This window comes from Spirulina major PCC 6313, from assembly GCF_001890765.1.
Lineage (GTDB): Bacteria > Cyanobacteriota > Cyanobacteriia > Cyanobacteriales > Spirulinaceae > Spirulina > Spirulina major.
In genome coordinates this window covers 2,740,849-2,767,445 of the sequence record NZ_KV878783.1, presented here as the reverse complement: position 1 = coordinate 2,767,445, position 26,597 = coordinate 2,740,849, and the positions used below count along the sequence as shown (strand labels likewise).

The window sequence follows — 26,597 nt, the reverse complement described above, 5'->3', positions numbered from 1 at the left end:
CTCACCCCCTCAACACCAAGACAGCGAAAGGTGGCTTGGCTTCATCCAGGTTTTGGGACAGAGCCAAGCCAACGCGATCGCCTAGCCCATGATGTAGTCTTGCAACGCCTTCACCTCTAGGGGTTGCTGCTGCATGGAGCGGATCGCGGCAGTGGTAGCCCGCGCCCCGGCGATCGTGGTCACCAAGGGGATTTGATAGGCCAAACAGGTGCGGCGAATCAGCATCCCATCTTCGCGGGCCTCTTGACCCGAAGGGGTGTTAACGATCAGGTGAATTTGTTCGTTTTTGATTGCGTCTAAAACGTGGGGGCGGCCTTCATGGAGTTTCAGCACCAATTCCGCCTCCAGGCCATTATCTTTCAGGAATTGGTAGGTTCCCACCGTGGCGATCACCGTAAAGCCCAACTCGATAAAGTCCTTCACCACAGGGACAACGAGGGGCTTGTCGCGATCGCTCGTTGACACAAACACCGTCCCCGTCAATGGCAAGACCTCACCGGCTCCCAGTTCCGCCTTGGCGTAGGCCGTGCCGAATTGAGTATCAAGGCCCATCACCTCCCCAGTAGAACGCATTTCGGGTCCCAGGAGGGTATCGGAGCCGGGGAATTTTTTAAAGGGTAAGACCGCTTCTTTAACGGCCACATGTTTAGGGATGATTTCCTGGGTGAAATTCAATTCGGCTAAGGTTTTCCCGGACATCACCAGCGAGGCCATTTTCGCCAAGGGCACGCCGATCGCTTTCGAGACGAAGGGCACGGTGCGGGAGGCGCGGGGGTTGGCTTCGAGGATGTAGACAGTGTTGCCTTGGACGGCAAATTGAATATTCATCAAGCCGATGACGTTGAGGGCTTTGGCGAGTTTCACCGTCCAGGTGCGGATCGTCTCAAGGGCGGCATCGGTGAGGGTGGTGTAGGGGAGGGAACAGGCGGAGTCGCCGGAGTGAATCCCGGCTTGTTCGATATGTTCCATGATGCCGCCGATGGTGACATTGCCGTCTTTGTCAGCGATCGCATCCACATCCACTTCCACCGCATTTTCGAGGAATTTATCGATCAAAATCGGGTGATCCGGTTCCACCTGCACCGCAAAGGTCATGTACCGTTCCAGTTCAGGATCAGAATAAACAATCTCCATCGCCCGACCGCCGAGAACGTAGGAAGGACGTACCACCACGGGATAGGTAACGCGATTGGCAATCACCAAGGCTTCCTCGTAGCTGCGGGCGAGGCCGTTGGGGGGCTGGAGAATCTCCAATTCTTGGAGGATTTTTTCAAACCGTTCGCGGTCTTCGGCGGTGTCGATCGCATCGGGGGAGGTTCCCCAGATTTTTGTCGGGCAGTCGGGGGTATCGTTGAGATACTGTTGCAGAGGTACAGCCAATTTCAGGGGGGTTTGACCACCGAATTGAATAATCACCCCGGCCGGTTGTTCGGCTTCGATAATGTTGAGGACATCCTCTTTGGTGAGGGGTTCAAAATAGAGGCGATCGCTCGTGTCGTAGTCCGTGGACACCGTTTCCGGGTTGGAATTGACCATGATCGTCTCAAAGCCCGCCTCACTGAGGGAGAACGACGCATGACAACAGCAATAGTCAAACTCGATCCCTTGACCGATGCGGTTGGGCCCGCCGCCGAGAATCATCACCTTCGGTTTGTCCGAGGGGGTGACTTCGCTTTCGTCGGGTTCGTAGGTGGAATAGTAGTAGGGGGTGAAGGCTTCAAACTCCGCCGCGCAGGTGTCCACCATTTTGTAGACGGGCACGATGTTAAGGGCTTTGCGATGGGTGCGCACTTCGTCTTCGGTGGTTTTGGTGGCGAAGGCGATTTGGCGATCGCTAAACCCCTTTTGTTTAATTTGGCGCATCTGCACCGCTGTAATTTCGGCCAGGGGCGTTTGCTTCAAGAGCCGTTCTGTCACCAACAGATCCGCCAACTTATCTAAGAACCAAACATCAATGGCAGTAAGATCGTGAATTTCTTCCACGGACATCCCCAGCTTCATCGCGTGGTAAATGCTAAAGATGCGATCGGGGTTGGGGGTGCGCAAGTTAGCCGCCACCTGGGAGAGGGTGGGCAGGGCTTCACTGCGATCGCAGCCAAACCCATAGCGGCCGGTTTCGAGCGATCGCAACGCCTTCTGGAACGACTCCTGCAACGTCCGCCCGATCGCCATCGCTTCCCCAACCGACTTCATTTGGGTCGTCAGCACCGGCTCCGAACCGGGAAACTTCTCAAAGGTAAAGCGGGGAATCTTCGTCACCACATAGTCAATTGTCGGCTCAAAGGACGCGGGGGTTTGCTTGGTGATGTCGTTGGAAATTTCATTGAGGGTGTAGCCGACGGCCAGTTTCGCCGCGAATTTTGCGATCGGGAACCCGGTGGCCTTCGAGGCCAACGCCGAAGAACGCGACACCCTGGGGTTCATCTCAATCACAATGAAATCCCCCGTTAACGGATTCACCGAAAACTGAATATTCGATCCCCCCGTTTCCACCCCAATTTCTCGGATAATCTTCAGCGACGCATCCCGCAGCCGTTGATATTCCTTATCCGTCAAGGTTTGGGCCGGAGCCACGGTGATCGAATCCCCCGTATGTACCCCCATCGGGTCAAAGTTCTCAATACTACAGATGATCACCACGTTATCCGCCAGATCCCGCATCACCTCAAGCTCGTACTCCTTCCAGCCCAGCAGCGACTGTTCCACAAGAATCTGAGATACAGGCGAGGCATCGATCCCAACTTGGGCCATCTCTTCGTATTCTTCCTGGTTATAGGCGATGCCGCCGCCCGTTCCCCCCAAGGTGAACGCCGGGCGAATAATCAGCGGATAGCTGCCAATTTCCGCTGCAATGGTGCGAGCTTCATCCATATTGCTAACAATCCCCGACGGGCAGACCGGCACGCCAATTTTGGCCATGGCTTCTTTAAAGAGTTGACGATCTTCTGCTTTTTCGATCGCCTCCAACTTCGCCCCGATCAACTCCACGCCATACTGATCTAGAACCCCATTTTTTGCCAAGGTCACGGCCACATTGAGGGCCGTTTGACCCCCCATGGTCGGGAGCAGCGCGTCGGGGCGTTCTTTTTCGATCACCTTGGCGACAATCTCCGGGGTGACGGGTTCGATGTAGGTGCGATCCGCTGTTTCGGGATCGGTCATAATCGTGGCGGGGTTGGAATTGACTAAAATCACCTCGTAGCCTTCTTGGCGGAGGGCTTTACAGGCTTGGGTTCCGGAGTAGTCAAATTCACAGGCTTGCCCGATCACGATGGGGCCAGCCCCCAGTAGCAGAATTTTTTTTAGGTCACTGCGACGAGGCATAGTTCGTAGAGCATAGGTGTTTAAATCCCAATCATTCTATAGCAACGAATTCGGGGTGATTGGCGGATTGCGGAATCTTTTCACGAGCGGCGATCATTCCGTTGATGTTTTTGCCTGTTGGGGGTTGATCAGACCATGCTTGCAGTATCAAAGATTACGAAAATAGTGCGGGAGCCTGAAAGCCCGTCAATTGATTGCGGGGATGAAAGACGACACGAGCGACGTTAGTCGCCCTCCTTGGGCTTAGTCGTGTTAGGCTGCTATCTTGGATTTCAAACGTCCAGGAACGATCACAAGGCTAAAAACCGACAGGCCTGGAAGCATTTAAGGGTAAGCAGGCAGCGTAATGAGTGGGCGGATTGCCCACTGCGTCATCCAATCTAACGATTTGGTCGCCTCGGAAGACTTGCATGTGAACGGGTTAGTCTGGGATCGGCATCAGGCTGAGTCGATAGTGAAGCGGGTTTGTATGCTGCGCCTTGGACTAACTACCGTGGGGCACAGGGGACGTTATCCGCTTGGGGAGATTAGACCTCTGGCGGGGTTGGAGCAATCCTGCTGAGTTAAGTCCGGTCGATGAACCAAGAATCCCTGTCGCTTCAGCGCGGGGAGTGTCAACAAGGGGTATCGCAATCAACAAGTGCGTTAGGACAGGCAAGGGGCTTAATCCCCTGGTTCTAGAGTCTCTGAAGGTCCTAACCGCTCTGGCTAGTGCTATACATCTCAATGGTGCAGATTCAACCGAGCGATCGCCCTCATCCCCCAGCCCCTTCTCTCAAAAAGGAAGCAGGGGAGCCAGATTCAAAGTCCACTTCGGCAGACTCAGTGCATCGCCTCTCCCAGCTTGGGAGAGGGATTTAGGGTGAGGGCGACATAACGGCGACATAACTAGGATGCATCCTTACCAAACGTGGGGCTTAACGGGCGATCGCTTCCCGTCCGGCTGCTCATCTTCGGGTTGAAACCATTAAAATAGAAGCGTGAGTCATCAATCTCTGCTCAAGATAGGATTGCTCAATTGTTTCTGAAGGGTCAGCCCCCCCTGTAAATTCAATCACCATTCAATGTCGTCAACCACAATTTGTTTGCGACTCTCCATCAGTTCCGCTTGACTTACTGGCTTTTCATTGAAATTCTTACCACATTGAGCCGTTTGATCGCTGGATGTAAGGGGTTAAACTGTGATCGTGTGCTATTTCCTCACACCACTGCTGGAATTTTGGCAATACCACTTTGAGAAACAAACATTATTGTGTCGCAAAAGTACACCTGAATTCGGAAACACGGTAGGGCCTTCCAAGTCGAAGTTATTCATTGTTTGATGCTTAGGAGTCCGTGGCTAATGCTGTTGCATGGGCCAGAAAAAGCAATATGGAATATTGAGAAGGGTTGAAACAGGTCAGCGATCGCCATCTTCGATGCAATCAGGGTCAGGAATAGCTCAAGCTCTGGGTTTTTGAGGGTTGAGTTTCCTCAACTTTGCTTGGATTGCTCGGTACAAAGAATTCATTATTATTCAAGTTTTATGTGGGATTTCTTATTACGGACATTAATGCTATCAACTTATATGCCCCATGGCTCTTGTTACCTGTGGCAAAAACCATTGGTGAGTCTTCATGTAATTAGTGATGCGTTGATTGCGATCGCTTATTTTTCGATTCCGGCAATGCTGATCTATTTTGTGGCCCAACGTCCGGAGTTGAAGTTAACCCGTGTCTTGGTACTGTTTGGCGCATTTATTATCCTGTGTGGCATTGGTCACACCCTTGATATTTGGACCTTATGGTTTCCAAATTATTGGATCTCAGGGTTTGAACGGTTGCTGACGGCCTTGATTTCCTGTTACACCGCCTTTGAATTGTGGCAACTCATCCCCCAATTTTTGGCCCTGCGAACACCGGAAGAACTCGAACGCATCAATGCTGCTCTCCAGGACGAAATCCAGGAGCGTCAGCGGATGGAGGGGTTTTTCCGTCGCCTGGTAGAAGGGACAGCATCCTCCACAGGGCAGGATTTTTTCAATGCGTTGGTGGAAAATTTGGCTACGGCACTCCAGGTGGATTATGTGTTGGTGTCGGAATTGCAACAAACTGACACTGAACCCCAGTTGCAAACCTTGGCAATTTGGGCCCATGGGTGTTTGAGTGAAAATATTGTGTATGCGATCGCCGACACGCCCTGTGCCATCACCTTTGAAACAAAGGAAATTTGTGCAGTGCCCGAAAAAGTCCAAGCTTTGTTTCCCAATGATCCGCTCTTAGCGCCGATGAATGCCGAAGGCTATGTGGGGATGCCACTGCTTAATAGTGACCAGGAAGTGGTGGGAAATTTATGTTTGCTCCATCGTCAACCGTTAATTCTCGACGAACAATCCCAAGGAGTTTTAACAATTTTTGCGGCGCGGGCATCAACAGAGTTGCAGCGTCAACGGGCGTTAATAGATTTAGCCCAAAATAAAGCGGAGCTAGAGGTACGGGTGGAAAATCGGACGAATGAACTCGTGATGATTAATGAAACCTTAGCGACGGAAATTGCTCAAAAGACAATCGCAGAATCCGCCCTCAAAGCCAGCCAAGAGTTTTTAGAGCGGGTGTTGAATGCCATCACCGAGCCGATGTTTGTGAAAGATCGTCACCATCGTTTAACAATGGTGAATACGGCATTTTGTGATTGGGTGGGGCGATCGCCGACTGAACTGTTAGGGAAAACTAACTACGATCTGTTGCCAACCCTCGAAGCCAATGCAATCTGGTATCAGGATGAACTCGTGTTTGAAACCGGGGAAGAACAAGAAGAGGAAACGACCCTCACCGATGCTCAAAACCGGATGCGCACGATCACCACAAAGCGGATTGCGTTTCAAGGCCAGAACCACGAAGCGAGCCTCGTGGGCATTATCCATGACATTACCGAGCGCAAACAGATTGAACTGCAACTCCGCAAAACCGCCCAACGGGAGCAGGCGATCGCCCGCGTCGTTTCTCGAATGCGCCAAACCTTGGATCTAGAAACGATTTTCCGGGATACGACGGCAGAACTGCGCCATGCGCTGGAGTGCGATCGCGTCTTGATCTATCGCTTTAACCCCGACTGGAGCGGCGTACTCGTTGCCGAATCCCTCGCCGCCGGATGGCAGCCGGTGGTGGACGTAGAACTCAATCCACCGATCACCCGGAAAGCCACCGAAAACGTCGATTGCATCGGACGCTCCGACCGCGCTTTAGTCGAAGATACTTACCTCAAAGACACCGAAGGCGACATCTATCGGCGTGGCGTAGCCTATCACAGTGTCACCGACATCTACCAAGCCGGATTTACCGACTGCTACATTGAACTGCTCGAACAACTCCAAGCCCGCAGTTACCTGATCGTCCCCCTCTTTGCTAGCAAAAAAATCTGGGGACTTCTTTGCGCCTACCACAACAGCGGGCCCCACCAATGGAATGAATCGGAAATTAAAATTCTCACCCAAATTGGTACGCAGTTAGGGGTCGCCGTCCAACAGGCGGAACTCTTTTCCCAAAGTCAGCAGCAAGCCCGCGAACTGGCCCGCGCCAAAGAGGCCGCCGAAGCTGCTAACCGGGCCAAAAGTGAATTTCTCGCCAGCATGAGCCACGAACTCCGCACCCCGATGAATGCGATTTTGGGCTTTACCCAACTCCTGACCCGCGAGGCGACGCTGATGGCGGAGCAAAAACAATATCTCGACATTATCAATCAGTCGGGGGAACATCTGTTAACCCTGATTAATGATGTGCTGGAAATGTCCAAGATTGAGGCGGGCCGCACGGTACTAATGGAACATAATTTTGACCTTCATCAACTGTTGAAGGGCCTCTATCAAATGTTTCAGTTAAAGGTGCGGGATAAAGGCTTGATTCTGAGTTTGGAGCGATCGCCCCATGTCCCCCAATACATCTGTGCCGACGAAGGAAAATTGCGCCAGGTTTTAATTAACCTGCTCAACAATGCCGTCAAATTCACCACTGCGGGCCAAGTCACCCTGCACGTCAGATCGAACGATGCCGGCCATATCACCTTCCGCGTCACCGATACCGGCCCCGGCATTGATCCACGCGAACATGACCAACTCTTCACCGCCTTCGGACAAACCACGGTGGGGTTAAAATCCCAAGAAGGCACTGGCCTAGGACTCCCGATCAGTCAAAAATTCATCAACCTGATGGGCGGCACGATCACCGTCGATAGCCAACCGAACTGTGGAGCCACCTTTAGCTTTACGATCGCCGTTACCCCTGTCGAAGCCAACACCGTGCTGGCCCGGTCTGAACTCGAAGCCCGTCCCGTGGCCTGCCTTGTTCCAGGTCAAACCAAAATCCGGATTTTGATCGCCGAAGACAAACCCAACAATCGGCTCCTGCTCAATCAACTCCTCAGCCGTCTGGGGTTTGAACTCTGCGAAGCCACCAATGGTGAAGAAGCGATCGCCCAGTGGGAAACCTGGAAACCGGACTTAATTCTGATGGATATGCGCATGCCCGTCATGGATGGCTATGTCGCCACCCAAACGATCCGCCGCCGCGCTCAACAACAGGGCCGAGACATCGTGATCATCGCGTTAACGGCCAGTGCCTTTGAAGAAGATCGCCAAGATGTCCTCACGGCGGGCTGTGATGACTTTATCCGCAAACCCTTCCAAGAAACCGAACTCTTTGAAGTGATTCGCACCCATCTCCAGGTGGAGTATCTATACGCTGATCCTGAACCCCTCGAATCATCCCTCGACAATGACGCGACCCACTCAAGCATCGAGTTTAATCGCGCCACCTTAGATCAAATGCCCTACGAGTGGCTTGATCAGGTGTATCAAGCTGCGCTCCAGGGGAATGACACGGCTATTTTTGGGCTTGTTGAGGCGATCCCCCCGGAATGTGCCAGCTTAATGTTCTATCTGACGGAATTAGCCGTGCAATTTCGCTTTGATGCGATCGTGGAGTTGATCGAACCGGTGCTAGGACTCCCCATCTCCTCTGATGTAGACGAGAGTTCCCCGATGTAAGCCTTGGTATTCTGTACAAGGGAGTTAATTGAAAACTCGTTTGATTAATGCTTTAAATCTATCCCGCCATTGACGCTCCAGAATTTTGATAGTCCCTCCTATGATGACCCCTATAACCCTGGATTCACCCTCTAATCCATCCCCTACCCTTGATTTACTGATTGTGGATGATACCCCGGCTAATCTCCGGCTCTTGTCTGATATGTTGCAGGGTCAAGGGTATGGGGTGCGCAAGGCGATTAATGGCAAGATGGCGTTGCTGGCGGTGAAATCTCTCCTGCCGGATCTGATTTTGTTGGATATTAATTTGCCGGATATGACTGGCTATCAGGTCTGTCAGCAGTTGAAGGCTGATCCCCAAACGGCGGCAGTGCCAATTATTTTTTTGAGTGCGCTCAATGAGGCAGAGGATAAGGTGAAGGCGTTTCAGAGTGGGGGGGAAGACTACATTACGAAGCCGTTTCTGCTGGAAGAGGTGTTGGCGCGGGTCAATCATCAATTACAGTTGGCGCAGTTGCATCAGCAGTTGGCGACGCAAAATGAGACTCTGAAAACCACCAATGGACAGTTGGAGAACACGTTACTGGAGTTACAAAAGACCCAAGCCCAGGTGATCCAGCAGGAGAAGTTGGCGGGGTTGGCGCAGTTGGTGGCGGGGTTGGCCCATGAGGTGAATAATCCGGTGGGGTTCATTGCGGGCAATCTTGAACCGGTGGCGGATTATGCGGGGCTGTTGATTGAGGCGATCGCTCGTTATCAAGCGGAGTTACCGAATCCGTCGCCTAGTTTGCAGGACTTTTTAGAGGAGATGGATCTGGAGTTTATCCAAGCCGATTTACCCCAGGTGCTGCAATCGATGCGGTCGGGAACGGAGCGGCTGCGATCGCTGATCCTCGCCCTGCGCATTTTTGCCCACCTCGATGAATCCGATGTCAAAACGATCAACATTGCCGAAGCCATTGACACAACCCTGATGTTAGTGAACCAGCGTCTCCAGGCAGACCCACCGATTCAAGTGGTCAAGCATTACAAGCACATCCCCAACCTAGTCTGCTATGCCCGTAAGTTTAACCAGGTGATCTTAAGTTTGATCACCAATGCCATCGATGCACTCCGTGCCAAAACGGATCAGACCGCACCCACCTTGACCCTGGGTATTGATGCCACAGAGACCGGCTTTACCATCACCGTTCAGGATAATGGCGTGGGGATGGATGCAGCGGCGCGATCGCATATTTTTGAACCCTTCTTCACCACCAAACCCATCGGCAGCGGCCAAGGCCTCGGCCTCGCCACCAGCTATCAAATCATCGTTGAAGACCACCACGGCGATCTTCAGATTCACTCCGAACCCGGCCAAGGCACAACGGTGATCATTCAATTGCCCACCGAAGGCCTCAAAGACACCTAAGTACGTGCCCCCTGTGAAAGCGTCAACACCTCGTCCCTCTCGTCGAGGCAACCTGTTAGAATAGCTTGACTTTTCAGTAAGCAGCAGCTTCAATGACCCCCACCTGGCATCCGCCGAGGTGGGGGAGTGACCGGAGATAACCCGGTCGTAGCTGCGAATAGGCCACCAAGGTTAGTACGGCAACACTTCCGGTTGCTTCTCTAAATCGGATTATTTGTAAGGCCCTGGAATCTCAGGGAGTGGGTTCAGCCCAGAAACACCGTACTCACTGGCTGAAGAGACCTGTAGTTTTGGAATTATCTTCCATGCAACGCATCCCAGTCCAAAACCCTGATGGTACTCCTGCCATGCCCACCAAGAGTAGTCGCGCTCAACGGTGGGTAGCGCAGGGCAAGGCCCAATGGGTGAAAACCAATCTACGGATCAAGGCAGTGCGCCTAAAAGCGGAGCCATCGGGTCGTAATACCCAGCCCATCGTGGTCGGGGTCGATCCCGGCAAACTCTATTCAGGGATTGCCGTTCAATCCGCTCAAGCGACATTATTCCAGTCCCACCCTAGAACTCCCCTACCCCAGGGTGCGTGAACGGATGGATCATCGCAGAATGCTACGGCGTTCTCGCCGCAGTCGGCGGATTAATCGAGAGTTACCCTTCCAGCTACGAAATCATCGCCAAAAGCGATTTAACAACCGTAAACAGCAGAAAGTGCCCCCCAGTATCCGAGCCAACCGAGACCTAGAGTTTCGAGTTGTTCAGGAGTTGTCCCAACTATTCCCCATTGCCACCATTGGCTACGAGAAAGTTCGCGCCGACGTGGACTTAACCTCAGGTCGAAAGGGAGCAAAATCTGGGCAAGGTTTCTCTCCGGTCATGGTGGGGCAAGCCTACGCCATTGAGAAAATGGAGCAGATTGCCCCCGTNTACAGTCGCTACGGGTGCAGCAGGATGGCAATGGCACCGCTCAACTTCGCTCTGCTTTGGGATTAAAGAAGTCTCAGGACAAAGCAGAACAAATTCCCCAAACCCATGCGGTAGATGGTATCGCTTTAGCCTGTGGATACTTCATCGGGTATCGTCCCTTCCACCGGAAACGCAGTCACGGTTATCTTTGGTTTGGAGAGGTTAAGCTCACATCTGCCCCATTTGTGGTGATTAAACGGCCACCCATCAGTCGCAGGCAACTGCACCTCATGGTTCCCCGTCAGAAGGGTCTACGCCGCAAATATGGGGGCACAGTAACCCGCCATGGATTCCGGAAGGGGGATCTAGTGCGGGCTGAGATGGCAGGTCGTGTCTCGGTGGGCTATGTGAGTGGGGATACAACTCGGCAAGTTTCTGTTTCTGAGTTCACTTGGAAGCGTATTGGGCAGTTTAGTGCTGCCAAGGTTGAGCTACTCTATCGCGCCACGGGTATTTTGGTCAGTTGCCCGCAGAGATTGTCAGTCAGTGGGGCATTTAACCCCGCTGCCTGACGCTTGTTTCCTCCCCCACCTGCGGTGCGAGGTGGGGGTTTCCACAAGGAGTTTTTGATGAACGGCAGTGAAAAATCTGGACTGTGGCAGTGGTGGCAGACCTTTGAGCAGCGACCTCGCCAAGCTGCTTGGTTTTCGATTATCACCCTCAGCCTGATTTGTGTGATGGCGTTTCTGTGGGGGTTAGGTAGTGTTGGACTCGTGGATGAGACGGAGCCTCTGTTTGCCGAAGCCTCGCGCCAAATGACGGTCACGGGGGACTGGGTGACACCGTATTTTAATGGGGTGACGCGGTTTGATAAGCCGCCCCTGGTGTATTGGTTAATGGCGTTGGGGTATCTGGCCTTTGGGGTGAATGAATGGACGGTGCGTTTGCCGTCGGCTCTGGCTGCGATCGCCCTCGTCCTCGGTCTTTTTTTGACGCTGTATCGTTTCGGCTACGCCACGCCCCGCGCTGGCCAGGTGGATCAAGCCGACAGCCGTCGCAGCCTGCGGCAACGGTGGATCGCGGCCTGGTTAGGGGCGGCGATGCTGGCCCTCAATGTGCAAATGTTCGCCTGGGGCCGCACGGGGGTGTCGGATATGCTCCTTAATGCCTGTATCGGGGTGTCGCTGCTGTGCTTTTTTTGGGGCTATGTGAGGCATGAAGGTCAGGTGCGGCGTGGCTTTTGGCCGAGTCGGTGGTATTTAGGCTGCTATGGGGCGATGGCGCTGGCGGTGCTCACGAAAGGCCCCGTCGGCATTGTCATTCCGGGCCTGGTGATCCTGGTTTTTCTGTTCTACACGGGCAATTTGTTCACAGTGTGGCAGGAGGCCAAGGTTTGGAGCGGGCTGCTGATTTTTGCGGTGATCACGATTCCTTGGTATGTGCTGGTGATCCAAGCCAATGGAGAATCCTATATCAATGACTTTTTTGGCTATCACAACCTCGATCGCTTTACCCGTGTGGTGAATCAACATTCAGCGCCGTGGTATTTCTATTTCCTCGTGGTGCTGGTGGGGTTTTTGCCCTGGTCGGTTTCCCTGCCTTTGGCGATCGCTCGCCTCAACCTCTGGCAACGCCGCTTTTGGTGCGCTCAACCCCGCCAAGCTCAACTGGGTTTGTTAGCGGTGATTTGGGTGATTGTGATCTTTGGCTTTTTTACCGTGGCTGTCACCAAACTCCCCAGCTACACCTTGCCCCTGCTGCCAGCGGCGGCGATCCTCGTGGCGCAACTCTGGAGTTATGAACTGTCCCTGAACAAGTTGCCCTCCATGGCCCATCAACCGCGCCATACGGCAGGAATCTTAATCACGGGGGTGTTCAGTGCGATATTTGCGATCGCCACCGGGGTCTTTTGGTGGATTTTCCCCAGCCTCCTCGGCCCCGATACCGCCGCCCCCAACTTTTCCCAGACCTTAGACCAATCCCTGATTCCGGAAATCGGCGGCAGTATTTGGATCGCCTTGGGAATTGCGATCGCGTTCTTGCTCCTCCATCGCAAAACCTGGCGTTGGGTGATTGTGGCCCAGGTGATCGGCTTTTTCTGCTTCCTCAGCTTCACGATGATTCCCACCCTTATCCTCGTCGATCAGGAACGACAGGCCCCCCTCCGCCACCTGGCCATCCTCGCCGGTCACGAAAAACAACCCACCGAAGAACTCTTCATGATTGGCTTTCGCAAACCCAGCGTCTCCTTCTACGCCCAAACCCCCATTCACTACTTTTCCCACGCTCCCCACGCCGCCACCTACGTCAAACGCACCCGCGACAATCCCCCAGACGATGCCACCTCTATCCTCATTCTCGCCAACCCGGTGATCATCGACGAACTCTACCTCAAGCCCCAGGACTATCAAACCCTCGACCAAGAGGGCGCGTACCAACTCGTCCGCGTCCCCCGCGCCGTGATTGCCGAACGCAATGACATCGCTTCCCCCTAAACCTGGGTTGGTTCTGGGATTGGGTTAGGCGAGTTTAGCCACGAAGGTTTGGAGGCGATCCATGCCTTTTTTGATGGAGTCTAGGCTGGTGGCATAGGAGAACCGGACGCAGCCTTGGGTACCAAAGGCTTCACCGGGGACGGAGGCAACAAAATGCTCGTCTAAGAAGCGATCGCAAAATTCCAGGGCCGGGACACCGAGTTTAGCGATGTCAAGATAGACATAAAACGCCCCATCGGGCCGGGTGCAGGAAATGCCCGGAATCGCGGCGATCGCATCCAACACATAGGCCCGCCGTTCCGTAAACGCCGCCCGCATAATCTCCAACGGCTCCTGAGTGCCTTCGAGGGCAGCGATCGCCCCAAACTGCGCAAACGTGCAGACATTGGACGTGCTGTGGCCCTGCATCTTATTCATCCCTTGAATCAACGGCAACGGCCCCGCCGCATAGCCCAACCGCCAGCCCGTCATCGCGTAGGCCTTCGCAAACCCATTACTAATAATCGTCCGCTCAAACGCCGCCGGACTCACCGCTCCAATACTCAAATGCTCCGCCCCATCGTAGAGAATCTTTTCATAAATCTCATCGGACACAACGAGAATATCCGCCGCCACCACCACATCCGCCAACGCCCGGATCTCCGCTGGCGGATACACTGAGCCGGTGGGGTTCGAGGGCGAATTGAGAACAAACAGTTTCGTCTGGGGGGTAATCGCCGCCTGCAACTGCTCCGGGGTAATCCGGTAGCCCGATGCCGCCGTGGTTTCGACTAAAATCGGCGTACCGCCGGCAAGCTTCACCATTTCCGGATAACTCACCCAATAGGGCACGGGAATAATCACCTCATCCCCCGGTTCAATCAGGGTCATCATCAGGTTATAGAGGGAAAACTTGCCGCCGTTGGTGACGATCACATTGGCGGCTTCGTAGGGGAGTTGGTTATGGGTTTGGAGTTTGTGGGCGATCGCTGCTCGTAATTTCGGTTCCCCCGCCGCCGGGCCGTAGCGCGTTTTACCCGCATCGAGGGCCGCTTTCGCCGCTGCTTTAATGTGGTCGGGGGTATCAAAATCCGGTTCCCCCGCACTAAAGCTACACACATCAATGCCGTCCTCTTTCATCGCCTTGGACTTGGCGGAAATGGCTAATGTCATCGATGCAGGAACTTGATTGATGCGGGTGGCTAATTTCACGGTAAAGCGGCCTCTCAACACAGCATAAATAGGGATTAACTCCCCAGTGTATGGGGTGAGTTGCCGGAGGTGTTGCTGTCTTTAATACTTTTTTAGATGAAGTCGGGATGGGGGAATGCCCAAGGTTTCTCCACCGAGGGCGAAGGGACTAGGGGGTATGGAGGCCGTAGGGCAGGCCCGTGATCGTGAAACCCGCCCAATAGTAGGGATGGGCGTAGGGGCAGACCGTTGGGCCGAGGCGTTCGGCTTTGGCTTGGGCGAGGTTCTGGGCGATTTTGAGGTGGTCAAGGCCGGGGGGGGCGGCGTGGGTCAGGTGCTTGAGGAGGGTCTCGTAGTGGTGCAGCAGGTCTTGATAGGTTAAGGTTTGCAGCCAGTTTTGGGACTGATGGAGGGCGATCGCAGGCGTGATGTTGTCCTTTAACAGTGCATACATATACCCCATGAGTAACGCCGTGGATATTTCCGCCACGGGCCAGAGACTCACCACCACATGGCTAGACCCTTTGTGGAGAAAGACCGTTGGGAACCCTAAGCCTTCGAGGTCAAGGTGAAAATCTGGCCCCAACTGGAGCCAGTGGCCCGACAGACAGACGAAGGGGGGCGTGGGTGCGTCGAGGTGTTTGAGTTGAGCGATCGCAACCTGGCGATCCTGCGCCAACTGCAAGCCTGAGGTTTCGCCCCATGTACCATCCCACCAAGCATCCCCCGCAAAATGGCACAGTTCCACCGCTGTAGCCAAGGCAGACTGTACCTGGGCGGGCGTGGCTTGGCCTGGGTCGATCGAGTCATGCTCAAAAAACTGAGCCACGATCGCAACTTCGGCGGCGGCATGGGGAGAAACCCCGGCCGATCCGGCAATGGTGAGGAGCGATCGCAAGGCCGGCAACGGGCGCTCGTGCTGGTGTTGTAGCAGGGTTAACCCCATCTGTACCGACGGCAGATAGGTCACCACATAGGCAAGATGATCAAACTGGGGATGATTAATCGCCAAATGGAGGGGAACGAGATGCAATTTCTGATGGGGCACGATGATTAAATGGGTCAGGTCTTCCGGCAACCGTTCCCACACCTGGGCCAACTGCAAAATCTCACCGAGTTCCGCCAAGCGCGGCAAGAGTTGATTGCGCCAATGCTGATCATCTTCGGGCTGTTGGCTGTGCTGCTCACTGACAAATTCCAAGCTCGACCACTGCTGCCACCAATCCCGAAACTGGTTTAGTTGGTCGTAGTTGCCTGGGATCACCTGTAAAGGCTGTCGATGGAGCACGACAAACAGGGTAATGCTGGCGGGACTAATGTGCCAATAGAGCAGCCCGGTTTCTTCGGTGAGCAACTGTTGCATCTGGCTATAGGTGGGGGGCGGCAGGATCTGACCGTCCCAGTCGGGATTGAGTTGACTCTGGAGCAGTGCGTTGCGCCGTTCTTCGGCCAGTTCGATCGCTTGGAGCCGCTGTTTGGGGTCGATGGCTTGGGACAGTTGCTCAACTTTGAGTTGATAGATCCCCCGCAATTGATGCAACCAGCGCCGTTTTTGGCTGACGTTGATGGCGTTGAGTTGCAGTTGATTGATGATCAGCAGGGCAATGTTGAGGTGATTTTTGGTGTTGAGGATGCTGCCGGTGCGCTGATAGGTGACAATCAGATCCGTCATCACCTCTAGGTAGTAGGCTTCAAGGTTGGGCTGATCTTGGAGAAAGTCGAGGCTGCGGCGGAGGGCAGCGATCGCACGTTCTAGCAGCGGTCGCGCCTGCTTCGGTTGCGTTTGGGCCACCTGTCCAAACACTTGGCCAATGGCATGGGCTAGGGTTCCGAGGGCCAGGGCGCGATCGTGGCTGAGGTGTTGCAGTTCATTGATGGCGGTTTCCCAATTTTGCAGGGCGGCGGTGGGGCCCTGGTCGGGGGCGTTGTAGAGTGTCCAGCCACGATTAACCCAGGCTTGCCAACAGTCAGAATCTAGCGCCAGAGCCGTGGTGAAGTCAGCGAGGGCGGCCTCAGTTTGTCCGATTTTGCTCAAGGCCAGGCCGCGACCGTTGAGGGCGAAGACGGATTGGGGTTGGAGGGCGAGGGCTTCTTTGTAGTCGGCGATCGCTTTGCCATAGTGGCTTAAATCGGCGTGGCTGTTGCCGCGATTGTAATAGGCTTGATGCAGGTTGGGTGCGAGGAGGATGACTTGGGTGAAGTCCTCGACGGCGGCTTGGTGTCGCCCCAAGGCTTGCCAAGCCAGACCCCGACCGTGGTAGGCGTAGTAATCATTGGGGTCATGGTGCAGGGCTTGGCTAAAGTCGGCGATCGCGGCCTCTCCATCTCCCCAGGCCAGAGTCACCATCCCCCGGCCAGTATAGCCCCAGGGCCAATCCGGCCGGAGAGCGATCGCCGCCTCATAATCCCGCCAGGCCAGGGCATGATCCCCCAGGCGATGGTAAGCATGGCCGCGCCCCAGATAGGCATAGTAACTGAGATCTTGCCCCTGCTCAATACCATGGGTGAAATGAGCGATCGCCTCCCTAAATCGCCCCAACCCCAGCAACAAATTACCCTGGTTAAAATGCCCTAAATCAGAATCGGGATGGTGGCTGAGGAGTTGTTCAAACTGCGCCAGGGCCTCGGCCCGTTGTCCCTGATAATACAGCGCGACTCCGCAGGCATTTTCCGCCTGCTCAAACTTCGGTCGCTGCTCTAACGCCGTGCGCCAGAGGGAAATCGCCCCATCGAGTTCGCCGGTGGTGTAGAGTTCGAGGCCGTATTTAAACAGTTCGTGGGGATCATCAGAGGTGAGCACCGTGGCGGGCTTCGTGGCTTGCGGGGCGTTGAGGGCAGCGCGATCGCTCATATTCAACAAGCGTCGTCCCAACCCTGCCGACACATCCCCCAACTCTCCACAGCCCAAATTCCCCAACCGCACCATCCGCAGAGCCATCTCCCGGTTGAGATACTGGGGTGATTGACGCAGCAAACTCTTGCCGTAGCGATGGAGCCACGACACAAACCAGGGATCATGTTGACGAATCCCCAAGCGATTCACCAGATCATCACACTGCCACCCCTGCGCCACCCCCTCTAACATTTGGTAGAACAGGGATTCATACCCATCATTGGTCAGGGGGGTGATTTCAGTGGGATGGGGGGTCGGGGATTCGGCATTAAACATGGCACGAATCAGATCCCTCAACCATTGCAGCGGGAATTGCAACATTAGCAGGGCATTCAATTAAGCTACATTCGGATCACTCTTTTTAACATAATCTGAATTGGCCCTCCGCCCATGATCTAAGTCTGAGGGATTCTGCCCAATCTAGCTCAACGTTAGGCGAGGGCGTGGCGGCTCATTCCGCCTCAACTTCACGATTCATCCCCCGCATGCGGACGACTTTTCCCCAAGCGATCGCCGTTTTCCACACCTTTTCCCCGGTTTTTCCCATCTTATTGGTTAATCATTAACCTTGGATTAACCCCAGTATTACGAATGTAAAGCGTAAAGCCCCCGTTTTCCAAACGGGGGATATAAGCGAAGGGCTGAATTTATTCAGCCGTGATACCGAGGTATCATAGCAACCATGAAAACGCTCAAGTTCAAGCTCTACCAGCATAAGCGGAATAGATACCTCAAGCGGACCATCAATGCCGCAGGGCGTATCTACAACCATTGTGTTGCCCTCCACAAACGGTACTACCGAATGTGGGGCAAGCACTTGAACTGCGCCCGACTGCAAAAACACATCGCCAAGCTTCGGAAACGGAACCCCTGGTGGTTGCAGGTGGGTTCTCAAGCCGTACAGGATATCTGCCAACGAATTGAGAAAGCGTATCAACTGTTCTTCAAACACAACAAAAAAGGCGTTCGCCTGCCAAACTTTAAGAAGACCCGAAAGTACAAATCCTTCACCCTCAAGCAAGCTGGGTACAAATTCCTCGGTGGCAACCGGGTCAGGATTGGGAACAAAGTCTATCAATATTGGCACTCTCGCCCCATTGAGGGCAAGGTCAAGACCGTGACGATTAAACGAACTCCCTTGGGAGAACTGTTCATGATTGTCACGGTAGATACCCTGTCAGAACCCCAAGTCAAAACCGAGACAGGTAACATTGCTGGTTTTGATTTTGGACTTAAGACGTTTCTGACCTGTTCTGAGGGATTCAAGATTGATGCCCCCTTGTTCTTCAAGCAGTCACTTAACTCGGTTCGCAAAGCGAGTCGAGAGTTGTCCCGTAAGCAAAAGGGTTCAGCGAATCGAGAACGTGCCCGATTGAACTTAGCCCGCAAGCATGAAGATATTGCCCATCGACGGCGGGACTGGTTTTGGAAGTTAGCCCATCAACTGACGAATCAGTTTGATGGGCTGTGTTTTGAAACCTTGAACCTCAAGGCGATGCAGCGGCTTTGGGGGCGTAAGGTGAGTGATTTGGCGTTTCGGGAGTTTCTGCAAATCCTGGAGTGGGTGGCGACGAAGAAGGGGAAGCGGGTGGTCTATGTTGACCGCTGGTTCCCTTCGAGCAAGACCTGTTCAAGTTGTGGTCATATTTTGGAGCATCTGGATTTAGAGACTCGCCATTGGCGGTGTCCCAGTTGCTCGGCAGAGAATGACCGGGATGAGAATGCGGCGATGAATATTAAAGTGGCTGGGGCTTCAGCCATTGGGTTAGGTGATGTCAGACAGGCGTTGCCTGCTATTGCTGTTTGATCCCAGAATCCCCCGTTTTCTAAACGGGGGAGTAAGTCAAATTCAAGTCTTCCGAGGCGACCAAATCGTTAGATTGGATGACGCAGGCAATCCGCCCACTCATTACGCTGCCTGCTTACCCTTGAAATGCTTCCAGGCCTGTCGGTTTTTGGCCTTGTGATCGTTCCTGGACGTTTGAAATCCCAGATAGCAGCCTAACACGACTAGCCCAAGGAGGGCGACTAACGTCGCTCGTGCCGTCTTTCATCCCCGCAATCAATTGACGGGGCTTTCAGACTCCCGCACTATTTTAGTAAAACAAATACAGATGGGGATGGCTGGGGAGATTCATTGATAAAACTGGGCTTGGGCGTGGAAGAGACGGGCATAGATTCCCCCCTGGGCGAGAAGTTCGGTGTGGGTTCCCTGTTCGGTGATGCGGCCGTGAGCGAGGACATAGATGCGATCGCAATCTTTCACCGTAGACAGGCGATGGCTAATCATCAGGGTGGTGCGATCGCGGCTCAAGGCGTGAAATTGCGCAATTAAATCCGCCTCCGCTTGGGGGTCAATGGCACTGGTCGGCTCGTCTAAAATCAACACCGGAGCCGAGCGCACCAACGCCCGCAACAACCCCATTTTTTGCCACTCCCCCACACTCAACTCCTCCCCCGCCACACTCTGATTCCCCAAAATCGTCTCGTACTGCTGGAGAAACCCCATAATTTTCCCATCGAGTCCCAACTGAGCCGCCCAGCGGCGCACGGTTGATAATTCTGCTGCTGGATCGGCTAACGTCCCATTCTCCAACACCGTCAGGTTATAGCGCCCATAGTCCTGAAACACCGTCCCCAACTGCTGCCGCCAGTCCCGCACCCTAAAACACCGCAGATCCACCCCATCGACGGTAATCGCCCCCGCCGTCGGTTCGTAGAGGCGACAGAGGAGCTTAATTAACGTTGTTTTCCCGGCCCCATTCGCTCCCACGAGGGCCACCGTCTGCCCGGCTGGAATCTCAAAATCTAACCCCGCTAACACCGGTTTGGCATGGTTGGGGTAGTGAAAGGTCACGTTTTCAAATTTGATGCCCTTGGTGATTAGGGTGGGGACGGGGTAGGGCTGGCTGGGTTCGTGAATTTGGGTGGGGAGGGCGAGAAAGTCTTGAAAGCTGATCAAGAAGCGGCTGTGCTCGTAGAGGCTGGCCAGACTCTTCAGGAATGTCCGTAGGCTGTCCTGGCCGCGATTGAGGGCTTGGTAGTAGAGGACGAAACTGCCGAGGCTGAGGTGGCCTTGGGCGGTGCGGAGGGTGAGGAATGCGATCAGGGCGAAGATGGCGATCGCAGCCCCGCCTTGGGTGATGATTTCCGCCTTGGCCCGCCGCTGGGACAAGCGCAGTTTTTCCAGGCGGACCCTGCGCCGCAGTTGAGCAAAACGGTGGTGAAAGCGATCGCCCAAATCGTAAAGGCGGATCTCTTTGGCGTGGTTGCCGTCGGTGAGGAGGTGGCTGAAATAGTTGGCGCGGTGTTCTTGCTGTAACCACTGTCGCCAGTGGTGCAGGAGTTGGCGGCTGTGGTGGGTGCGAGCGATCGCAAAGGGCAACACCGTGAGCACCAACAGCGGCGCGATCGCCCCATGGAGCGACACCAACAACCCCGCAATGATCCCCAACCCCACCCCCTGCTGCACCAAACTGGTGAGGTGATTCATCATAGCGGTCGGACGGTAGGGGGCTTCTCGTTGGGCGGCGTGGAGGCTCTCGTAATATTGGGCGTTTTCGTAATATTCCAGGTCTAGGGCGATCGATTTCGCGTGCAACAGATCCTGCACATAGTCGGTGATCTGTTGCTGTTGTGCATCACTCACCACTCCCGCCACGGTGCTACCAGCCGCCGTCACCAGTTGCACCGCCCCCAACCCGAACACGAGCCACCCCAACCCGCCCAGCTTCGGCTCCGGCTGGGTCAAGGTGTCGATCAATTGCTGGATCAGCAGCAAGCTGGCAAAGGGTAAGAGTCCTTGGAGCAGCGCCAGACTCAGTTGAGCGATCGCCCAGCCTTTGCCACTGTGCCAGATCAGGAGTAACGCCTGTTGCACAACGTACCACCGGGGGCGGATGGCCTGGAGCACCAAGGGTTTATAACACCTGGAACGAATTCACCACCGCTTGAAAGCGATCGCTCCACCGTTGCCAACGTCGCTCTGGCGTAGACAGGTTAAACGTGTAGAGTTTTTGGTTGTGGATCACCACATCAGCGAGATTATGGCGCTGTTGACCATCGGGAAAGGTGACCGCATATTCGAGCCGATAATAGGTTTCCCCCGCGTTTTCCGCTGCATCGGCGTTGATAAATTCCACCTGACGCTTGAGGGGATTCTCTTTGGCTTCTTGAAAAAAGCGATAGCCCACCTCCGTCGGTGTGCCAAGGCTTGCGAGACTTTGCCCAGCGGGAACGTCACTAATAATCAAACTGACATTTTCCGTGCGTTCCACCATATCCCGCAGCACCAGCGCCACCCCCGGCGACGCATTCTGCACATCCACTGCCACCCAGCCCCTAGGATACAGGAACTGATATTGACCGTTATGGTAGGGTTGCAATCCGGCGATCGCGCTTGTGCAACCCGTACAGCACAGGATCACAGCCAGCAAGAAACCTAAAAATCGGACAGGTCGAAACATGGTGAATCGTGCGATCGGTTGGACTGTCTTGATTGTACCAAGGGCAGATCACGCCATCTCCTCAGATCGCCCCCGCAACCCAGCACCATACGCTACCTTAAAAGCGTGATTTTTATTGGATGGGATCGTGGCGGCTCAATATCGTTTGTCTTGGCATAGTCATCTCGCGGAAATTCCCCAAGCCGCCTGGGATGACCTCGCCTTACCCTTGGCGACTCCGTTTTTAGAGTGGGAGTGGCTGCATAATCTCGAAACCTCCGGCAGTGTGACGGCGCGGGCGGGATGGCAACCCTGTCACCTGACCCTATGGCGCGATCGCACCCTGATCGGCGCGGCTCCCCTCTATATTAAAGGCCATAGTTATGGCGAATTTGTCTTTGACCATCAATGGGCAGATCTATGCCATCGTCTAGGCGGCTCCTACTATCCGAAACTGGTGGGCATGACTCCGATCACTCCGACGGTGGGCTATCGGTTTTTAATCGCTCCCGGTGAGGATGAAGCGGCGATGACGGCTCAAATGATGCGCGAAATTGATCGATTTTGCGATCGCAACCAACTTTCTGGGGTGAATTTTCTCTTTGTTGATCCCGATTGGCGACCCCTCGCGGAACAATGCGGCCTGAGCAGTTGGCTCCACCACAGTTACATTTGGAAGAGTCACGAATTTCAAACCTTCGACGACTATTTAAAAATTTTCAATTCCAACCAACGCAAAAACATCAAACGCGAACGCAAAGCCGTCCAAAAAGCGAACCTCCGTATTGAAACCCTAACCGGGGACGCAATCCCCCATCACCTCTATTCCAATATCTACAACTTCTACAGCAGCACCTGCGAAAAGTTTTATTGGGGTAGTAAATATCTGACGCGCAAATTTTTCGAGCAACTGTATCCCAATTACAGCGATCGCATCGTCCTCTTCGTCGCCTACCCCGCAGACCAAATCGACCCCAAACCCGTCGGAATGTCGTTCTGTCTCCGCAAAGGAACCCAAATGTACGGGCGATATTGGGGCTGTTTTGAAGAATACGACTGCCTCCATTTTGAAGCCTGCTACTACAAACCGATCGAATGGGCGATCAGCCAAGGCATAACCCTGTACGATCCCGGCGCAGGGGGTCGTCACAAACGGCGGCGCGGCTTTCCCGCCACCCCCAACCACAGCCTCCACCGCTTCTACGACCCCCGCATGAGCCAAATCCTCCGCGCCTACATTCCCGAAATCAACGACATGGAACAACAGGAAATCGACGCGATCAACAACGATCTCCCCTTCAACAAACAAGAAATCAAACTAAACATTTAAATTAGATGCTTTTAAAGTATCCATAATTGAGGATAGTTAAAAAAACCGATGGACGATCAAGAGTTAATCGCATTTCTCAATGATCTAGAGTCTGATCGAGTAGAACGCAAAGCCTCGCCTTCAGACAGCAAAAAAATCAGACAGGCAATTTGTGCCTTTGCCAATGATTTACCCAATTATCAAAAACCTGGCGTTCTTTTTATTGGTGTAAATGATGATGGAACTTGTGCTCATTTATCCATTACTGATGATCTGCTGCTCAGTCTTGCTAATCTACGGTCTGATGGCAAAATCTTGCCGTTTCCAGCCCTCCAAGTCAATAAGCGATGCCTGAACCATTGTGAATTAGCTGTTGTGCTCGTGGAACCCTCGGATGCCCCACCAGTCAGATTTGATGGGCGAACCTGGATACGGGTTGGGCCAAGGCGAGCGATCGCGACCCCTGAAGAAGAACGCCGCCTCAACGAAAAACGACGTGTTAAAGACTTACCCTTTGATTTATATCCGTTGACGAATGCATTGATTGAGAATCTCAATTTAGATAGTTTTCAACGTGACTATTTAACCTCAGCATTAGCTCCGGATGTTCTCGAAGCAAATCAGCGATCGCTCACTCAACAACCTGATTGACTGACAAAACTTTGAAAACTCTTGTCCCATAGGCATCTCAGCGATCACCTCTGTAGAGAGCCATAACTGAGTACTGGCAAGGCTTCTGCCAATTCCAATCCAGTGCCAAGATGGTTCACGATAAGGGGGCTCCGATTATAAAACGCTGAAATCCAGGCATAGTGAGGGTTTTTGAGGTTTGGGCACAATCTTTTGTCAGTCAACCAGCTCAACAACTAATATCTGTTCGTTTTACAACGCCTGAACCGGAATGTCATCCCACGGTATTGGGAATTCTCGTCATTGGCAACGACGCTAGACAATTCATCCCTGGAAATTACATCCAATTCCTGAGAATTGACGGCACTGAACTCGGTGATCCCATTCGAGATCAAAAAGAAATCACCGGCTCATTACTGGATATCTTACGAGTGTTAGATGAAACCATCAAAATCAACATTTCTATTGCCTCAGATATCACCAGTTACGCCCGTGAAATCCAAAAACCTGACTATCCGATTGAGGCCCTCTGGCAACTCACGCGCAATGCGATCATGCATCGTTCCTACGATCAAACAAATGCGCCCGTGAGGGTGTACTGGTTTAGCGATCGCATTGAAATTTCTAACCCAGGCGGTTTATTTGGGCAGGTCACGCCTGAAAATTTTGGTCAGGGTGTAACCGATTATCGCAATCCTCATCTCGCCGGAGTTATGAAAGATTTAGGTTACGTACAACGCTTTGGTTATGGGATTCCATCCGCGAAACGTGCCCTAACCAAAAATGGGAATCCAGCCCCAGAGTTTGTGCTCGAAACTTCATACACATCTGTGATTGTGAGGAAGCCAGTATGAACCCACCCATCATTGCATTTTTTAATAATAAAGGTGGTGTTGGTAAAACATCCCTGGTCTATCATTTAGCCTGGATGTATACTGATTTAGGCTTGAGCGTCATTGCTGCTGATTTAGATCCACAAGCCAACTTAACCGCAGCATTTTTAGACGAGGATCGACTCGAAGAAATTTGGGAAAATAATCATAGTGATCGCTACGATACTATTTTTCGATGTGTTCAACCTTTAATTAGTGGCATCGGTGACATTAATACCCCAACTCTTGAAAAAATAGATGATGATCTGAATCTTCTGATTGGAGACTTAAAGCTCTCAGGATTTGAAGATGATTTATCGTCTCAATGGTCTGATTGTTTGGATCGAAAAGAGCGATCTTTTCGTGTAATTTCAGCATTTTGGCGCATTTTAAGCCAGCCAGCCCCCGAAAAACATGTTGATGTTATTTTAGTTGATCTAGGGCCTAATTTAGGCGCGATTAACCGAGCAGCCTTGATTGCATCAGACTATGTTGTGATACCCCTTTCTCCAGATTTATTTTCATTACAAGGACTAAAGAATTTGGGGCCGACAGTTAGGCGGTGGCGAAGAGAATGGCAAGAACGGATTCCAAAAAACCCAGTCCCTCAGCACCTCGATCTACCCACCGGTAAAATGCAACCCGTTGGATACGTCATCTTGCAACATGGGGTTCGTTTTGATCGTCCAGTGCAGGCGTTTCAAAAATGGATTGAGCGCATTCCAAGTACCTATCAATTCGATGTGCTGCATCATCAGGTACAAGAATTTCAAAACCCATCCCATGATCCCCATCGTCTAGCACTGCTCAAGCATTATCAAAGCTTGATGCCAATGGCTCAAGAGTCCCATAAGCCCATGTTCCATCTCAAGCCTGCGGATGGAGCGATTGGGTCTCATCTGGCAGCGGTCAAAAATGTGTATCACGATTTCAAATCCTTAGCTCAGATGATTGCAGAGCGCATCGATCTGAAATTGCCCACATTTTAATTTGAACTGAGCTACGCGACGCGGGAGAGGCGGGATTCTTGGAGGCGGCGGAGCCAGCCTTTGAGATAGGCGTGGTTGGCGGCTTTTTCGGTGGGGTCGGTGGTGGAAAAGGGGTGGGGGGCGAGGCCTTGGATGGCGGCGGTGGTGACGCAGAACATGGATTTTTGGAAACTTTCGCAGATTTGGACGCGCAGATCGTCTTCTTGGCGGAGGCGATCGCGATAGATGGCGTGGAGATAGTCCGGGAGATAATGCCGCATGTCTTGCATCAGGAGGGTGGGGGGAATGCCGGAGCCACCGATGGGAAGGGGGTCGGCATAGAGCGCACCGTAGGCGAATTGTCCCTGATCTTGGGGGATTTGGTAGGCTTGGGCGTTGTAGGAAATCGTGCCGGGGAAGGGAGTGCCTCGGAAGAAGACGGCTTCGACGTAGGGAACGGCGGTGTCCATCAGGAAAGTGAGGCCCTGGGAGGGGGGCAGGAGGTCGTAGGTTTGGCCGCGGAGTTCGACCTGGTAGGTGATCGGGCGACTGGCATCGGCGACGAGGCCGTTGAGGATGAGGGCCACCACATCTGGGATGGTGTGGATTTCGCCGCGATCGTAGGCATCGGATAGGTCGATGAAAATATCGCTCATGACGCGCCAAAATTGGCCGAGGGCGCTGTAGTAGCAGAGTTGCCGTACCTGTTCGGGGAGGTAGTCGGGGAAAAGTTTGTGGAGGGTGAGCATGGCGGGGTTGCCGTGCCAGCGGGCTTGGATGGCGGCGGCGGCGAGGGTGGCGAATTCGGGGGTGTCGAGGAAGGTATCGAGGCGGCCGCCACCGTGCCAGAACATGGCTTTCATGCAGTATTCGGCGTATTCGTAGTTGATCCGATCGTGCCACCAATGTTTGAGGAGGCGGGGCAGGCTGCGATCGCCGTTGACATATTTAAAAAACGGAAACAGACGCAAAAACTGATGATTGGCAATATAAATCAGATTGCGGGAATAGGCATCGAGGACAATGCCGTAACTTTTGAGCACACCGACGACTTCGATCACATTTTCCGGGCTGTCATGGAGGAGGGCTTGGCCCTGTTCGAGGCGGGCGATGAAGTCGTTGATGTTGGGTTGAAATGGGGTTGGGGGAGCGGTGAGCAT

The 26,597-nt window shown here is 53.5% G+C and carries 14 protein-coding genes and 1 pseudogene; 9 read left to right on the top strand and 6 right to left on the bottom strand.

What is annotated here, in order from left to right; translation table 11 throughout:
• Positions 1-81: 81 nt before the first annotated feature.
• Positions 82-3,324 (bottom strand): carbamoyl-phosphate synthase large subunit, encoded by a 3,243-nt coding sequence (gene carB, locus SPI6313_RS12135; protein WP_072621236.1) that lies wholly within the window; start codon positions 3,322-3,324, stop codon positions 82-84.
• A 1,606-nt stretch (positions 3,325-4,930) separates the two neighbouring features.
• On the opposite strand from carB, the gene SPI6313_RS12130 reads away from it, so the two are divergent.
• The 4 genes and pseudogenes from SPI6313_RS12130 (at position 4,931) to SPI6313_RS12115 (ending at position 13,150) form a co-directional block, all read left to right on the top strand.
• On the top strand, positions 4,931-8,344 hold the full coding sequence (locus SPI6313_RS12130; RefSeq protein WP_139276628.1) for a GAF domain-containing protein: 3,414 nt from the start codon (positions 4,931-4,933) through the stop codon (positions 8,342-8,344).
• Positions 8,345-8,444: 100 nt separating this feature from the next.
• Entirely contained in the window at positions 8,445-9,755 is a 1,311-nt protein-coding gene (locus SPI6313_RS12125; protein ID WP_084669000.1) for a hybrid sensor histidine kinase/response regulator, read from the top strand.
• A gap of 305 nt (positions 9,756-10,060) precedes the next feature.
• A pseudogene (locus SPI6313_RS25105) lies at positions 10,061-11,227 on the top strand (RRXRR domain-containing protein).
• A gap of 57 nt (positions 11,228-11,284) precedes the next feature.
• The gene (locus SPI6313_RS12115; protein ID WP_072621234.1) at positions 11,285-13,150 is read left to right on the top strand and encodes an ArnT family glycosyltransferase; all 1,866 of its coding nucleotides are present in this window, start codon (positions 11,285-11,287) and stop codon (positions 13,148-13,150) included.
• Between the two features lie 24 nt (positions 13,151-13,174).
• Here the strand turns inward: SPI6313_RS12115 and SPI6313_RS12110 are convergent, their stop codons facing one another.
• On the bottom strand, positions 13,175-14,341 hold the full coding sequence (locus tag SPI6313_RS12110; protein WP_072621233.1) for a pyridoxal phosphate-dependent aminotransferase: 1,167 nt from the start codon (positions 14,339-14,341) through the stop codon (positions 13,175-13,177).
• A gap of 148 nt (positions 14,342-14,489) precedes the next feature.
• The gene (locus tag SPI6313_RS12105) at positions 14,490-17,489 is read right to left on the bottom strand and encodes a CHAT domain-containing protein (RefSeq protein ID WP_217650585.1); all 3,000 of its coding nucleotides are present in this window, start codon (positions 17,487-17,489) and stop codon (positions 14,490-14,492) included.
• A 406-nt stretch (positions 17,490-17,895) separates the two neighbouring features.
• Between SPI6313_RS12105 and SPI6313_RS12100 the strand changes: the two genes are divergently transcribed.
• A complete protein-coding gene (locus SPI6313_RS12100; RefSeq protein WP_072621231.1) occupies positions 17,896-19,020 on the top strand; it encodes an RNA-guided endonuclease InsQ/TnpB family protein in 1,125 nt (374 codons plus the stop codon).
• A gap of 327 nt (positions 19,021-19,347) precedes the next feature.
• Here the strand turns inward: SPI6313_RS12100 and SPI6313_RS12095 are convergent, their stop codons facing one another.
• A complete protein-coding gene (locus SPI6313_RS12095; protein ID WP_245788998.1) occupies positions 19,348-21,126 on the bottom strand; it encodes an ABC transporter ATP-binding protein in 1,779 nt (592 codons plus the stop codon).
• A 7-nt stretch (positions 21,127-21,133) separates the two neighbouring features.
• Entirely contained in the window at positions 21,134-21,679 is a 546-nt protein-coding gene (gene psbP, locus SPI6313_RS12090; RefSeq protein ID WP_072621229.1) for a photosystem II reaction center PsbP, read from the bottom strand.
• A 127-nt stretch (positions 21,680-21,806) separates the two neighbouring features.
• On the opposite strand from psbP, the gene SPI6313_RS12085 reads away from it, so the two are divergent.
• The 4 genes from SPI6313_RS12085 (at position 21,807) to SPI6313_RS12070 (ending at position 25,458) form a co-directional block, all read left to right on the top strand.
• Positions 21,807-22,988, top strand: coding sequence for a GNAT family N-acetyltransferase (locus SPI6313_RS12085; protein WP_245788733.1), 1,182 nt, complete (start codon positions 21,807-21,809; stop codon positions 22,986-22,988).
• A gap of 48 nt (positions 22,989-23,036) precedes the next feature.
• Entirely contained in the window at positions 23,037-23,618 is a 582-nt protein-coding gene (locus SPI6313_RS12080; RefSeq protein ID WP_217650584.1) for an AlbA family DNA-binding domain-containing protein, read from the top strand.
• 161 nt (positions 23,619-23,779) lie between these two features.
• A complete protein-coding gene (locus tag SPI6313_RS12075; protein WP_245788731.1) occupies positions 23,780-24,451 on the top strand; it encodes an ATP-binding protein in 672 nt (223 codons plus the stop codon).
• Positions 24,448-25,458, top strand: a complete 1,011-nt coding sequence (locus SPI6313_RS12070) for a ParA family protein (protein WP_072621227.1) — start codon at positions 24,448-24,450, stop codon at positions 25,456-25,458. Before SPI6313_RS12075 ends, SPI6313_RS12070 begins: the two co-directional genes overlap by 4 nt.
• 11 nt (positions 25,459-25,469) lie before the next feature.
• Here SPI6313_RS12070 and SPI6313_RS12065 read toward each other — a convergent pair whose 3' ends face one another.
• Complete coding sequence (locus tag SPI6313_RS12065; protein ID WP_072621226.1) at positions 25,470-26,597, bottom strand: CO2 hydration protein; 1,128 nt, start codon at positions 26,595-26,597, stop codon at positions 25,470-25,472.